Origin of the sequence: Neolewinella persica DSM 23188 (assembly GCF_000373105.1) — a bacterium.
GTDB lineage: Bacteria > Bacteroidota > Bacteroidia > Chitinophagales > Saprospiraceae > Neolewinella > Neolewinella persica.
Genome location: NZ_KB890455.1, coordinates 23,947 through 37,202 on the forward strand (window position 1 = coordinate 23,947; position 13,256 = coordinate 37,202).

At 50.0% G+C, this 13,256-nt stretch carries 14 protein-coding genes; 4 read left to right on the forward strand and 10 right to left on the reverse strand.

The genetic code is table 11. The features are described from left to right. Positions 1 to 63 precede the first annotated feature (63 nt). The 3 genes from B036_RS0121555 to B036_RS0121565 all read left to right on the forward strand — a co-directional run bounded on the left by B036_RS0121555 (position 64) and on the right by B036_RS0121565 (position 3,475). Complete coding sequence (locus B036_RS0121555) at positions 64 to 1,518, forward strand: sulfatase-like hydrolase/transferase (RefSeq protein WP_020570815.1); 1,455 nt, start codon at positions 64 to 66, stop codon at positions 1,516 to 1,518. Between the two features lie 161 nt (positions 1,519 to 1,679). Further along, a complete protein-coding gene (locus tag B036_RS0121560; protein ID WP_020570816.1) occupies positions 1,680 to 2,741 on the forward strand; it encodes a sensor histidine kinase in 1,062 nt (353 codons plus the stop codon). Next, entirely contained in the window at positions 2,738 to 3,475 is a 738-nt protein-coding gene (locus tag B036_RS0121565; RefSeq protein ID WP_020570817.1) for a LytR/AlgR family response regulator transcription factor, read from the forward strand. Before B036_RS0121560 ends, B036_RS0121565 begins: the two co-directional genes overlap by 4 nt. A gap of 16 nt (positions 3,476 to 3,491) precedes the next feature. Here the strand turns inward: B036_RS0121565 and B036_RS0121570 are convergent, their stop codons facing one another. From B036_RS0121570 to B036_RS0121615, 10 genes are all read right to left on the reverse strand, one after another. Further along, positions 3,492 to 4,259 (reverse strand): ABC transporter permease subunit, encoded by a 768-nt coding sequence (locus B036_RS0121570; protein WP_020570818.1) that lies wholly within the window; start codon positions 4,257 to 4,259, stop codon positions 3,492 to 3,494. Further along, the gene (locus B036_RS0121575) at positions 4,243 to 4,926 is read right to left on the reverse strand and encodes an ABC transporter ATP-binding protein (protein WP_211217426.1); all 684 of its coding nucleotides are present in this window, start codon (positions 4,924 to 4,926) and stop codon (positions 4,243 to 4,245) included. Before B036_RS0121575 ends, B036_RS0121570 begins: the two co-directional genes overlap by 17 nt. A gap of 40 nt (positions 4,927 to 4,966) precedes the next feature. Further along, a complete protein-coding gene (gene nosD / locus B036_RS0121580; RefSeq protein ID WP_020570820.1) occupies positions 4,967 to 6,217 on the reverse strand; it encodes a nitrous oxide reductase family maturation protein NosD in 1,251 nt (416 codons plus the stop codon). Continuing rightward, positions 6,214 to 6,642: a hypothetical protein gene (locus B036_RS30495; RefSeq protein WP_020570821.1), complete on the reverse strand. Its 429-nt coding sequence runs from the start codon at positions 6,640 to 6,642 to the stop codon at positions 6,214 to 6,216. Before B036_RS30495 ends, nosD begins: the two co-directional genes overlap by 4 nt. Further along, positions 6,639 to 7,235, reverse strand: coding sequence for a hypothetical protein (locus tag B036_RS0121590; protein ID WP_044103458.1), 597 nt, complete (start codon positions 7,233 to 7,235; stop codon positions 6,639 to 6,641). The genes B036_RS30495 and B036_RS0121590 overlap by 4 nt, the downstream gene beginning before the upstream one ends. A gap of 64 nt (positions 7,236 to 7,299) precedes the next feature. Continuing rightward, positions 7,300 to 9,294, reverse strand: a complete 1,995-nt coding sequence (nosZ, locus tag B036_RS0121595; RefSeq protein WP_052333987.1) for a Sec-dependent nitrous-oxide reductase — start codon at positions 9,292 to 9,294, stop codon at positions 7,300 to 7,302. A 20-nt stretch (positions 9,295 to 9,314) separates the two neighbouring features. Continuing rightward, positions 9,315 to 9,818, reverse strand: coding sequence for a c-type cytochrome (locus tag B036_RS32475; RefSeq protein ID WP_052333988.1), 504 nt, complete (start codon positions 9,816 to 9,818; stop codon positions 9,315 to 9,317). Between the two features lie 21 nt (positions 9,819 to 9,839). Beyond that, on the reverse strand, positions 9,840 to 11,096 hold the full coding sequence (locus tag B036_RS32480) for a hypothetical protein (RefSeq protein ID WP_157472299.1): 1,257 nt from the start codon (positions 11,094 to 11,096) through the stop codon (positions 9,840 to 9,842). A 121-nt stretch (positions 11,097 to 11,217) separates the two neighbouring features. Further along, positions 11,218 to 11,646 carry an RrF2 family transcriptional regulator gene (locus B036_RS0121610; RefSeq protein WP_020570827.1) on the reverse strand — a complete coding sequence of 143 codons (429 nt, stop codon included), beginning with the start codon at positions 11,644 to 11,646 and terminating at the stop codon, positions 11,218 to 11,220. A 176-nt stretch (positions 11,647 to 11,822) separates the two neighbouring features. Continuing rightward, positions 11,823 to 12,707: an NmrA family NAD(P)-binding protein gene (locus B036_RS0121615; protein WP_020570828.1), complete on the reverse strand. Its 885-nt coding sequence runs from the start codon at positions 12,705 to 12,707 to the stop codon at positions 11,823 to 11,825. Positions 12,708 to 13,064: 357 nt separating this feature from the next. Between B036_RS0121615 and B036_RS33730 the strand changes: the two genes are divergently transcribed. Next, positions 13,065 to 13,256, forward strand: a 192-nt coding sequence (locus B036_RS33730) for a hypothetical protein (RefSeq protein ID WP_026232218.1), incomplete at its 3' end; no start/stop codon positions are given.

Here is a 13,256-nt window from a genome sequence, read left to right on the forward strand (position 1 = left end):
GATAGTAATCCGAAGGGGAGTAAGTACATTAGCTCCCGCTACTTTCGTGCTAAACCCTTAGTTATGCTAACTTTTTTCCGCAAATGGCTGATCGCCTTTCTATCCTTTTTATGCTTAGGCCTTTCCGCTTGTTTTGCTCCCGACGCCGGTACTGCCGATGGGAAAACGCCAGAACCCGGTTCGGACCATCCTAATATCCTCGTCATCCTCGCGGACGATGCCGGTTGGGGTGATTTCGGCTTCATGGGCGCGGCGGACCTGGAGACGCCCAACCTGGACCAGCTCGCTGCCGGCGGCACGGTCTTCACCCAGGCATACGTCTCGGCCAGCGTTTGCAGTCCCAGTCGTGCGGGCTTGCTCACCGGGAGCTACCAGCAGCGTTTTGGGCACGAGTGTAACCTGGAGCCTGACCAGGCACTCGCTTTCGATTCCAGCCAGGTGAGTATTGCCGAGGCACTGAGGGCACAGGATTATCATACTGCCATCTTTGGCAAATGGCACCTGGGAGAAATGGCTCATCAGCATCCCCTGCGCAACGGCTTCGACCATTTTTACGGCTTTCTGGCCGGCGGCCGCAGTTATTTCCCTTCTGAGAAACAAGACAGGGTAGGGGACCCTCACGCGCTGCTGGACGGTCATACGCCGCAAACTTTTTCCGGGTACCTGACGGACGAGCTGGGTAATCAGGCGGTGAAATATGTGCGGGCGCGGACGCAGGAGCAAAGTCCGTTTTTTGCTTACCTCGCCTTCAACGCTCCACATACACCCATGGAGGCTACCGAGAAGGACCTCGCACGATACCCGAACCACGACCGCCCCATATACGCGGCCATGGTCTACGCTATGGACCGGGCCATCGGCCAGGTGATCACTACTCTGAAGGAGACCGGTGCTTACGATAACACGCTGATCTTTTTCCTGAGCGATAACGGCGGAGCACACAATAACAACAGCTCCGTCGGACCGCTGAAGGGCTGGAAGGGTAACCAGTTCGAAGGAGGCATCCGGGTTCCCTTCCTCATCAGCTGGCCGGGACACGTCCCAGCCGGTGCCAAACATACCGGGATGATTTCTTCCCTCGATATATTCGCCACCGCTCTCGATGCTGCCGGCGGAGAACAAACGCCCAATTTGGACGGCGTAAGCCTTTTGCCTCTTCTGCGGGGAGCCGATCGGACAGTGGACGCCCACCAGACCCTCTTCTGGCGGAAAGACGAAATGGCCACCGTCCGCCACGGTACGCACAAGCTCATTCACCTGGATGATTTCGGGGAGGTAGTTTACGGCACCTCATCAGGAATGATGGAGGAGGACAGGGACCTGTTTGCGGCAGGGGACGGCCCACTGCACGATAGCTTGCAAAGGATGTTGCGGAACTGGGAAGCGGATTTGAAGGAGCCCATCTGGACGGAGGGAGAACGCTGGAATGAGGTGACACGGCACATATACGAACGCTTAATGACCAATGAACCCGTCCTGGCTAAGAATCCCGGACAGCTCAACAGGATTAAAGAGTGAGTCGATGAAAACCTGTCCGTCTTTGAGGTAGCCATCAGCTACTTCCTTCATTGGGTTGAAAAAAGCCAGCGACAACTCTGCCAGCTTGAACCGTCGAGAAAATGAGGTAAACGGTAGATCGGCGGGCACACGCCCGCTGCCTGACCTATCTTTGATCATTAATGAGCAACTTCCTCACCCGGAATCGGAAATTGATGCTTCACTTTGCCTTCTGGCTCGTGTACGCTTCCTTTTTTTACTATATGATCGCCTTCGGGCGGCGAGAGCAGCCGGAATGGTCCCGCTTACTACCTGATTTTACCTTTCACATTTTCGGGCTGCTAAGTATCAGCTACCTCAACTATTTCGTCTTTCTACCCCGCTTTCTGAAGGACCAAAATCTGGGCCGCTACCTGCTGCGTTTTCTCCCGGTTTTCGGGCTGTTGAGCTACCTTTTTTTGAAGGGTAAGCAGGCCATTCTTTTGCCATTCGTAGGCACAGACTCCTGGCCTCATTCTCCACGTTTCGTGGTTAGCGTGATCATAACCGCGCTCTTTATTGTCGTTTTTGTAGGACTGCTACGTTTTGTGGAAGATTACTTTCTGCACGAGGCGGAGCGCAAGGAATCGGAAAATCGCCAATTAACCTCCGAGCTGAGGTTTCTGCGGGCGCAAGTCAATCCACATTTCCTTTTCAATACCCTGAACAATCTCTATTACCTGGCAGTCAACCAATCGCCCCAGACACCGGAGGTCATCGCCAAGCTCTCGGGCATGATGCGCTACATGTTGCACGACAGCAACCACCCCACGGTTTCGTTGAGCAAAGAGATTGCCTACATGGAGAACTACATTGAGTTGGAGAAGCTCCGGCTTAATGACGACGTGCCGATTGCTTTTGAAGTGACGGAGGGCGGGGCCGTAGGTACAGGGAGTGTTGAAGGGGCAAGGATTGTCCCCCTCATTCTCATCACCTTCCTCGAGAACGCCTTCAAACACGGCATCAGTAACGGTGGCGGAAGAAGTTGGATCACCATCTACCTGAACCTGGATGGCAAGCAACTCGATTTCAGGGTGCGCAACAGTAAAGCTGTGGAGGGAGAGAAAACAGTAACCGAAAAATCCGGTATCGGCCTGACTAATGTCCGTAGAAGACTCGAACTTAGTTATCCTAATACGCATGTGCTCAGTGTTAAAGACGATACGGAGGAATATGCGATTTACCTGCAAATAACCCTGCAATGACCATCACCTGCCTCATCGTTGAAGACGAGCCCATGGCGCGTAAACTCCTGGAACAGTACGTTGCCAAGACCCCGAGTCTGGAACTGATGGCCGCGTTATCAAATCCACTTGATGCCCTGGCCTTTCTGCAGGAAAACGAACCAGATTTGTTGTTTCTCGATGTCCAAATGCCGGAAATTACCGGTATCGGCCTGTTGAAGATCATGAAACGAAAACCGCTTGTCGTCCTCACAACGGCCTACTCGGAGTACGCCATCGAAGGCTACGAACTCGACGTAGCCGACTACCTGCTGAAGCCCATCACCTTCGAGCGGTTTTTGCAGTGCGTAGAGAAAATAACCGCACGAATCAACGGTGCCCCAAACCCTGCTTCTTCAACGCCTGGTGCACCGGCGGCCGCGCCCGAAAACAATGAAGATTTCCTGTTCGTAAAAGATGGCACCAAAGCCGTACGCCTTCGTTTTTCCGATATCCAGTACATCGAAGGGATGAAGGACTACGTGCGTATCCATACGCCGGACCGCAAGGTGACGACCCTGCAAAACCTCAAGCACCTCGTGGAGGTGCTACCGTCTAACGACTTTCTACGAGTCCACCACTCCTACATCGTCGGCGTCAACTGGATTGAGGAAGTGGAGCGTGACGACATACTGGTGGCGGGTACTAAGGTACCCGTGAGCGATACCTACCGGGCCGGAGTGCGCGCATTTGTAGTAGGTAAGGAGCTGAAGTGAGGTTGGTCTTTGCCGCCTACAGGTCTTTCCGCACAAACTTCCTGTAAGCCAGCGCAAATGGAAGAGATGCCCAGACCAGAAGCATGAAAATTGCTGCAATCGCCCCCTGCAAAGCGCCAAAAAAATTTTGGAATACCGCCCCGGAAAGCCCCAAAAGCGCGGAGGCTTCCGTTTTACTGATGACAAAAATGCGCGCAATGTCAATTGGATTCAGAAACGTTAGGCCAAGTACGGGGCGCTCAATAGGATATTCCGCAAACTGGTACATGAAAAGCAGCAGTAAGCCGTCATATATGAAGGCAAAGAAGGACCAGACCAACAGGGCAAAACCCATGCCCCTGGCCTTGTCATTGACATGAACGCTGACCAGTAAGGCAATGGCCGTGAACACGAAAATGAGCAAGCCTCCGGCAAGCAGTAAGGCAAGTCCCTCGACGGTAGGTGAAAAAACTAAAACCGGTACGCCGATGCTCAGCAAAAAGATCAGGGTAAAAACGGTGGACAATCCGGCAAAAACGCCAAGAAAAAGCGTCTTTCGCTTTATCGGCTGAGCGGCCAGCAGCAAGAGGAATTCCTGAGAATTATAGTAGTACATCCCCGCGAAAAGCAGGGTAATTAGCGGCTGAACGAAAAGAATGACTCGCAGCAAGCTAAGAATAGCTTTTTCCGACTGGTATTCGATCGCAAATATGCCCCAGCCAAAAGTGAGCATCAGGATTCCGTAGGCGATCACGGCCTTATTCTTCCAAAGGTCCTGAACGATGATTTTACTGATATTGAACACGGGCCTGGTTGCTTTTAATTAGTGATACGACCATTTTATTCAGCTTGGTCTCATTAGTACGTTCCCGCAGTTGCTCAAGGGATCCGGCAAAGTGAACTTTTCCCTCCAGCAGATAGATCACGTGGTTACATATTTCCTCGAGGTCGTTCAGGATGTGCGAGGTGGTAATGATGAGCCGCTGCTCTTCCGAACTCTTCCTGATTTTTGCTTTGAGCGTTTCATTGGCCAGTGGGTCAAGCCCTGCCGTTGGTTCGTCCAGGATTAGTATCCGCGGGTTGAAGTAAAAGGCCAGCGCGGCACTCACCCGCTGCTGCATACCTCCGGAGAGTGCACCCAGTGCTTTATCGTTCATCTGGTCAATCTCCAGTGTTTCGTACAGCTCCGTATCGTATTTCGAAGCTGCTACATCCGGGCGAAGGCGACGCATAAGCCGAAAAAGCTGGTGGGTTTTCATTTGCGCGGGGAAACGGCTTATCTGTGGCATATAACCCAGTTCTCGCCGATAATCAGGCCCCTTGCTTACATCTGCACCATCTACTTCGACCCGTCCGCTGGTTGGAATTACCTGCCCTAAGATAATTTTACTCAGGGTTGTCTTTCCCGCACCGTTAGGGCCAATCAATGCAATACTTTGCCCGGCTTCGCAGCGCAAATTCAGGTCGGACAATACCTCCTGTTTACCATAACATTTGGAAAGTTGGAACGTCTCAATCATAAGAATAGGGCCGGATACGCGGCATTGAGTCAGTGAGTTCAAGAGGGATAAGCTGGGGAAAGGTTTTTTCGCCAATTTCTAGAAGGTCAATGATGTTGCTGTGCAACAGCATGGTCGCGGCGGGAATTTCGTGGGTTATTTTGGCAAACAGATCGACGGGCCGGTAGGGGACATCTCCCACGCCGTTGCGGTCCAGGTCGTACCCGAGGTAACCGCTCCAGTAGTTGGCCTTGAATTCGTTGTTGCTGTGCTTGGAATTCGTAACAACTTCGAAGGTGTTTGCCAGGAAATTATTAGCCGTAATCTGATTGTCTAGGCAGTTTCCTTTTATGTCAATTGCCGTCCCGTTGCGCGTAAATTGGTTCTCGCTCATCACCAGGCGGTTGGCACCTTCTGCCAGTATGCCGACGGTATTACGGATAAAATGGTTTTGCCGAATCTGTCCGTCGCTTATTTCTTTGAGCAGTAAGCCGTAGGACGCGCCGCCCCAATTGTGGAGAAAGTCATTAGCGGTCATTTCTATGTTGTGAGAGAACATTACGGCCACCCCCGCCGCATTGTCCCGGAAAATGTTCCGGAGGTAAGCGTCGCGGTTGGAAAACATAAAGTGCAGCCCATAGCGGAGGTTGCCGTAACTGTTGTTGCATTCAATGAGGCTATCGTCGACGAATTCGAAATAGATCCCGTCACGGTGGCCCGTTAATACGTTGTTGTGAATATGTAATTTCTTGCTCTTCCAGGCGTGAATGGCGTTTCCTGCATTCACTTCCTCTGCGAATGAATTTTTGATGTAGTTGTTACCAACGTCGGTATTGCTCACTCTTTCCAGATAAATACCGAAATAACAGCCCTCGATCCGGTTGTCCTGAAGTTTGGCATAATTGGCCCCACGAAGGCGAATAGCCGCACATTCATAGAGGAAACTTACACCTACGTTTTGTAGCAGAAAGCCGCTTATTTCGACACTGTCTGAGGTGATGAGGAAAATGTCCTCGGCTTCATTTTTCGCATCGATAACGGCCCCTGGCTCTGCGGTCAATTGCAGCGGTTTATCAATGAGTAGTTGTCGTTCGAAATAGTGACCGTTGTGGACCACTATGTGATCGTGAGGTGCAGCTGCAGCAATGGCTGCAGCGATCGTGAGGAAGTCCCCTCCCGGACCAACGTGCCATTTGGCAGAAAGCAGTTGGGTGGGCATCCCGCAGCTTAGGCCAAGGAGGATGAAAAGGAATAGGTTCTTCATTCGAACAGCCTTTGCGTTACGGCCGTCCAATCAAGGGAAACATCCTGGTAGGGTAGGGCACCGTACGGGGTGAACGCAACCAAATTGGCACCCATGGGGCTGCGGAAAGCATCGTCGATCACGAAAGAGAGGGAATCAACCGGCCACAAAGTGGCCGGTTGATCGTAAGGGACGGCATAGAGTTGTTGGAAATCAATGGCTTCTTTTGAGAGTTGATTAGCCATACATTCTGCGGCATCGTATTTCATAACGCGCCCTTTCTTTGTAACCAACTCAGCACCAAAATTTACATCAACAATGGCCATTCTGCAAAAGGCGCACTGGTCTTTTCCGTAAACAATGGGTTCTGGATGGGCGGGGCCGCAGGTGCAAAAAATGGTGGTTAAAAGCAGTAGCAATAATCCGTTGAAAATTTGATTTTTCATGATTCTTTAGTTTTTCCCAACCAGCCGGCGACAAAGGATAAGGCCAGGGCGGTACCAATGAAAATTGTTCCCAGGCGAGGGTATGACTTTACGTAGAAATTAAGCAGGTCCTTCTCTCCGAAAAGTGGTGGCATATACACCATGTCCTCAATTTTGATGGGAGCCGTTGGGTCCAGGTTGTGTCCGTAATCGTATAACCAGAGGTAGAAGTCGTAGACACCAAGTAGGCAGAGGACGCCCATTATTATCCCCCAGGTCAGGTAAGCCCAGCGGCGGTTAATCAGGATACTGACCAGCCCCAGTCCGAACATTCCCCAAACAACAAGCGGGAAGTATTTGAGCTCAGGAATGGAGTCCGGTTCAATGTACTGCATCCCGATGTAGTGGTTCAGGATATTGATGTTTTTGATGATGTCCCCACCTCCCTCATCTCCGGAGAATTGATTAATCCAGATATTCAAGCGCAAGCCGCCTGGAAACTGAGCCGCTTCCAAAGTTATTTGCCACAAAGGAAAAAGAAAGACCCCTGATAGTAAAAGCAAGCTAAGTCCCATGATCCAGCGGGATCGTGAGCTGTTGGTTAGCGATAGCATAGTTGAAAGTTTTCTCCCGCCTACCGGAGCAGGCGGGAGAAGTTAAAAATTGGAAGCAAGTTTACTACTTGATCATCTCACGCAGCGTTTCCTCGTCTTTGTTCTCATTGTTGAGGCCCCACATTAGCTTCACGTCTGATCCTTTGGGAGATACCCGAACGTATCCAGACATTTCCTGGTGGAGTGCACTACAGAAGTCGGTGCAGTAGAAGGCAAATACGCCGGGCCGTACGGGCTCCCATTTGAGTGTCTTGGTTTGCCCCGGCATAACGAGTAACTCGGCATTATTCGCTCCCTGAATAGCAAAACCGTGAGGAACGTCCCAGTCTTGTTCAAGGTTGGTAAGGTGGAAGTATACCACATCTCCCATATTAATTCCTTCAATATTGTCCGGAGCCAGATGGCTACGAATGGCCGTCATGTAAACATGTACTTCATTACCTGTCTTCACTACTTTAGCCTGACCTTCTCCCAGTGCTGCGTAGGGGTGGGTGTTGTTCTCGATGGGGTAGAACTTCTTCGTATTAGGTTGTACCAGGCTGGCGGGAAGTGCTTGTGCGTAATGTGGCTCTCCCTTGGTGGGGAAATCCAGAATAAGCTTCATTTTATCTCCACTAATGTCGAAAAGTTGAGCACTATGCGCAAGTTCAGGACCAGTGGGCAGGTAACGGTCTTTCGTGATCTTGTTCATGGCTACCAAGTATTTTCCAAAGGGCTTTTTCGTCTCGCCGCCAGGAATAACCAAGTGCCCAGGAGAGTAGAAAGTCGATTGACGATCAAGGATTTCCAGCTTTTCAACATCCCATTTTACAACTTCCGAAGAAATAAAGAAGGTTGTGTAGGCACTACCTTTTCCGTCAAACTCCGTGTGGAGTGGGCCCAGGCCCGGCTTTTTGAGAATACCGTGTAGTCCCGCTTCGTAATTGAGTACCGGAATACCTTTAATGTCCCCGTCAAAGTTCTTGGCCTCGATGGCCGCCATCAACTTATCGAAGGAGTAAATCGACATGTCAGCCGAGAGCTTACCGTTTCCTACTATGTATTCTCCGGTAGGGTCAACGTCACAGCCGTGTGGAGATTTTGGTACCGGAATGAAGTAAACCATACCGGGTAGTTCCATCGGGTTCAGGATTGTCGTCGTCTTCATCTCAGTCGAAGCTGCAATCCCGGAGTTCTCGTCTATTAAGTTGTGGTAGTAAGACGTAGCGCGTTGTTTGCCGCGTCCCGCTTTGTAGTACTCTTCTGCTTTTTTCCAATTGACGATGGCGAGCAAATCCTTGTCTTTCTGCGAAGCATTCACTTCCAGCAGAGTGTAAGCCTGTTCCGAGTTGTAGGTCGTCAGGAAACTCCAACCGTGTGATTTTCCTTTGCCGTTACGGGCCAGGTCATAGTTGAAACCGGGCATCTCGATTTGGAAGGCCAGGCTCATCTCTCCCGTTTCGGGAGCTACGGCAACGTAGTTGATAAGGCCCTTGAAGTTTTCCTTAAACGATGCAATCGGAACGTCCGCCTGCGGAATAGGTACACTGAAGCGGGTACCGCTAACCAGGTATTCGCTGTTTTCGGTAATGAAAGGCGCACAGTGCAGACCAGCAACGTCAGGAATTTCGATGATCTCCACTGTTTCGAAGGTCGTCAGATCAATCCGTGCAATTCTTGGCGTATTGTTGCCATTAACGAACAACCACCGGCCATCAAATTCTCCATCGGTTTGCGACAGTTCGATGTGGTGAGAGTCATCCCAGGGCACGGAGCCGTAGGAGGTGTTAAACATCGGCTTTGATTCCTCGCTGAAACCATATCCATTCTCCGGGCACAGGGAGAAAACTGGGATTTCCTTGAGGAGTCGCCCTGAAGGAAGACCGTAAGCGGTGATTTGTCCGCTGAAACCACCGGACATAAAAGCGTAGAATTCGTCGTACTCTCCGGGAGCAACGTAGGCTTGTTCGGCCGCATTACCTTCCACAACTGTGGCGGCATTTTGCTGGGTACAACCCGCTAGTAATATGGCCATTACGAACAGCAAGACCAAGCTTGAGGTAAAGAGGGAGTTTTTCATTTTCTTTTTATTTGATTCGATTATTTGGTGGCTTCGTCCTTACTACCAACCTGTTCCATGTCGTTCTTGCGCATAAATTCAAGCAAGGCCCGGGCATCTCCGATGGAGACTCGCTGGTTCGGCATTCTGGTAAGACATTCTTCCAGCATTTTCTGAGCGACCGGATCTTCATCGAGCATGACATCGACGTTGGTAACCATATTCATGACCCATTCCGGCCGCCGCCTGTTGGTTACTCCGGCCCATCCCGGCCCAACCACCCGCTGATCGGTAAGTTTGTGGCATCCGGAGCATTTCATGTCATAAATGGCCTTGCCGCTCACAAGCATACTCTCCTCAAGCGGATCAGTAAGAGTGACGTTTTTTACTTCACCTATGCCCTTAGGGCTGGCAGGAGGTGAAGGCGCGGCCGCAGGTGCAGAGGAAGTTTGGGAGGAGCCCCCCTCACTGCCGGTACAGCCCACCGCCAACCAGCATGTCAGGGACAGTACCGTAAGTGCACGAAGAAAAAAGTGAATTCGCATAGTTGATTAGTTTATTATTATTCAAATTGGAACTACGGTCGTTTGCCGCGTTCGCCAAAAAGCCGTTAGCATCATGGTTGTCGCCAGTGGAAATAGCAGCGAACAACCGAAGATTAGTTCGTAATAGTTGGGTAAATAGCCCCACCCCATCCAGAGTAGACATCCCTGCCCAAAGAGTAAAAACTCAGTAGAGATGAAGCCCAGCAGAAAGAAGACGTAGCCGACGTTTGCCGTTTTACTATCTGGGAATAGTCTGGCCTCCAGCAGCAAGGCAATGACCACCAGACTAATGGATCCGATCATCGTCAGGTGAATAAACCCAATGACGAAATTGTGGATGGTGTAGGATATTTTAGCCACTGCTGGTATCGCTACCGCGCTTTGGACAATGATCTTTGCGGCGAGCGAAGCCAGACCCACCCAAAGCAAAATGGCCACCTGTCGGCTACGCTTTGACTTCGTTCGAATGACCGGAGCAGCCAGCTGCCAGATCAAGACGAACACCGCTAGCTGTATCACCACTCCCGCTGAGTTTAAGTAGAAGACAACCGAAAGCGGTGTACTCCAGCTCACACTGAGTGCATAGGTTAGCAGGAGAGAAGCTTGTAGTCCCCAGAATAGATAAGAGGGCAGGGTTACGGGTTTGCCTTCCCTGCTTAACCAATGGAGTAGTAAGGCCAGCATTCCGTAGGTAAGCCAACCGTTGAACTGGAAATGCAGGAAAAACTGAATGCTGGCAAAGTAGAGCGGATGAAGCTGGCCTAGTATGGATTTTATCGGACCAATAGCCCACAGGCCTAATGTTGAAACGAATAGCCAGTAAATGGCCCAGCGGGCAAGCCGGCGATAACTTGTATCCTCTGTGGTCTTCAGATCCTTCAGGTATTGGTATCCGAAGAGGTAGGCGGCAACCAGGTGAACGGTGCAAAAACCAATGCTTATGGCACCGTAGCCTTGGTAGACGAACCCAAACCCCATCCCAATGGCTGCCACAGTATTGAGGCCGAAGACCCAACGGTACATTGATGAATTGCGTAGTGAACCGGGTAACAAAAGAAAGAGAAAACCGCCACTTACAATCATAAACGCCCAGCCCAGTAAGGCCAGGTGGGAGTGCGCGTGCAGTAAATGCTTATACGACAGTCCCGGCAACTCCTCTATCCAGGAAAATCGCATCAGGCAACCAAATATGGTGGCCACCCAGAAACAACTGAGACCGACGGCAAACCACCGTTGGCCAGGTTTCGTAGTTGCGGATATTTTCGTTGATGTTGTCATGAATGTTGGAATCCCTGGTGGTACTGTTAGCCGTTGGGCTAAGTCGATAAATTAGAATAAGACGGCAGTTTGTTAAAATAATGATTTACGGATCTCTTTATCTTTAATTTGGGTAAATTTTTTATTCGAGTAAGTTGCTTTTACCCTCTTCTACTGATTTGCTTAGTCTCGAAATTGTGATGCGGTCAAAAGTTTTCCTCATTTCCTCACGCGCCGCAACAAACTGATGATGAACGGGGCAGGGGTTCGCAGACGAACACTCTTCAAAGCCAAGCGCACAGGCAGTCAGCACATGATCTTCATTGATCGCGGCCATAATCTCCACTAAATTATAGTCTGCATCTTCCGGGAGGTAGTAGCCGCCTCCAGGCCCTGGAATGGACCTGATCAACTTACTCTTTGAAAGCTGCTGCAAAACCTTTGCCGTGAATGCCTTTGGTGAACCAATGCCATCTGCAATGTCCTTTACACTCACGCGCTCTTTTCTCCGGTCTACAGACGCTAGAAAAATCATAATCTTAAGTGCGTAGGAACAAGTTTTTGAGAACATCTAGCTTTAATTAGGATGCAAATATAGGTCAAAAGCAATAAATAAAGATAAAAATATCTTTATTTATTTTAACCATGCTTTCTTAGTGCTCAGGCCAGGCTTGGTTAACTGGTCTTTGCCGCTACTGTAGCTCTGATTTTAGAATGGCTACTGCTTATGAATTATGCCTGGGCGGCTTACGTAAAAGCCTCTCTTTCGTGGTGGAGGAAGGCCGCCAGAGTTGTGGGGCGCTTACCCGCCACCTCTTTGTATACTGAAGATAATCCAGATGATTTTTCGAATCGACGAAGATAGTGCAGCGCGGTAACGACCACGGCTTTAGATGGAGGAACGCCTGACCGGATACGTTGGGTCAGGAAACCAAGGACGCTGGCTTTTCGGTAGGTGATCTTCCGGCCAAGGGTACGCGTCAATAGAGTGGCTACCTGATCAAAGGCAAGTTGTTCTGATCCGGTTATTTCCAGAACTAAGTTCTTCTCGTTTTCGAGATCACTAAGCAGCACTGCAGCTACCTCGCTAACGTTTTCGGCATCTACCCAGTTAAAACATGCGTTTCCCCCCGGCAGGAAAATTTCATTGTGGCTTTTGATTCCTTCCAGCAACTCTCCCGTCAGGTTCTGCATGAAGTAGCCGGGACGCAGGAAGATGTAGGGTATGCCTTGTTCTTTGACTACCCGCTCGATTTTGTTGTGGGGAATGATGGAGCTTCTTTCTGCTCCCTGGACCGATAGGAATACGATCTTGCGTACGCCAAGAGCCACCGCCCGCTTGATGAGAGGGCGAAAAACACCACTGATGTCCGTAATTTGTGGCGGGCGCAATAGAAACATGGTGTGAATATTTGCTAACGCACCGTCATAGGTTGATACGTCCAGAAAATCAAAGTGACGAAACTCCAGGTCGCCTGACGCTGATTGCAGTTCCTGCTGTCCTTCACTAAGGCTTCTTACCGCCGCAATAATTTGAACGGCGGTTATTTGCCGACGCCGTAACAGATGGTGAATTACCGATTTGCCGATGGTCCCCGTAGCTCCGGTTATTAGAACATTTTTTTCCTCCATTTGAATCTTTTCTAGCTTGATTTTTGATGTCCACTTGGAACTTATACATTCAAGTACCCTTTAGTTCTCTCGACCCCCAAAGGAGAACTTTGGCAGAAATAGGGAAAGTCTTCTTTTTGTCCCGAAGAAACCACCGAAGGGGTAATGCTGGAAACGCGAAATAACGATGTTGTTCTCTACACACTGCAAGAACTGAATATTAAATTATTCATGATGGGTTGGGAAAGAGGAGGCCTTTACCTTCCTACAGGATACCGGGTTTAGGTAGTAGCGCCTTACAACTTAACATAAACTTAATTATAGGTAAAATGGTTATACCCTAAAATAGCTCCACATAGTCATTGTAAATAATTGATTATGAATGAGTTATTATTTTCAACAGCAAATCGCTACTTCAGCGTCCCAGAAAAACTCCACATTCTCGGGGAGCTGGCTGAGGACCTATTGACCGACGTTCAGGCTATCGACATATACCAGCTTAGCCCTAAATTGCTACGAGCCTGGCGTAAGTGGCGCCACCAGCACATCCTTAAAAAACACAATCCTCGT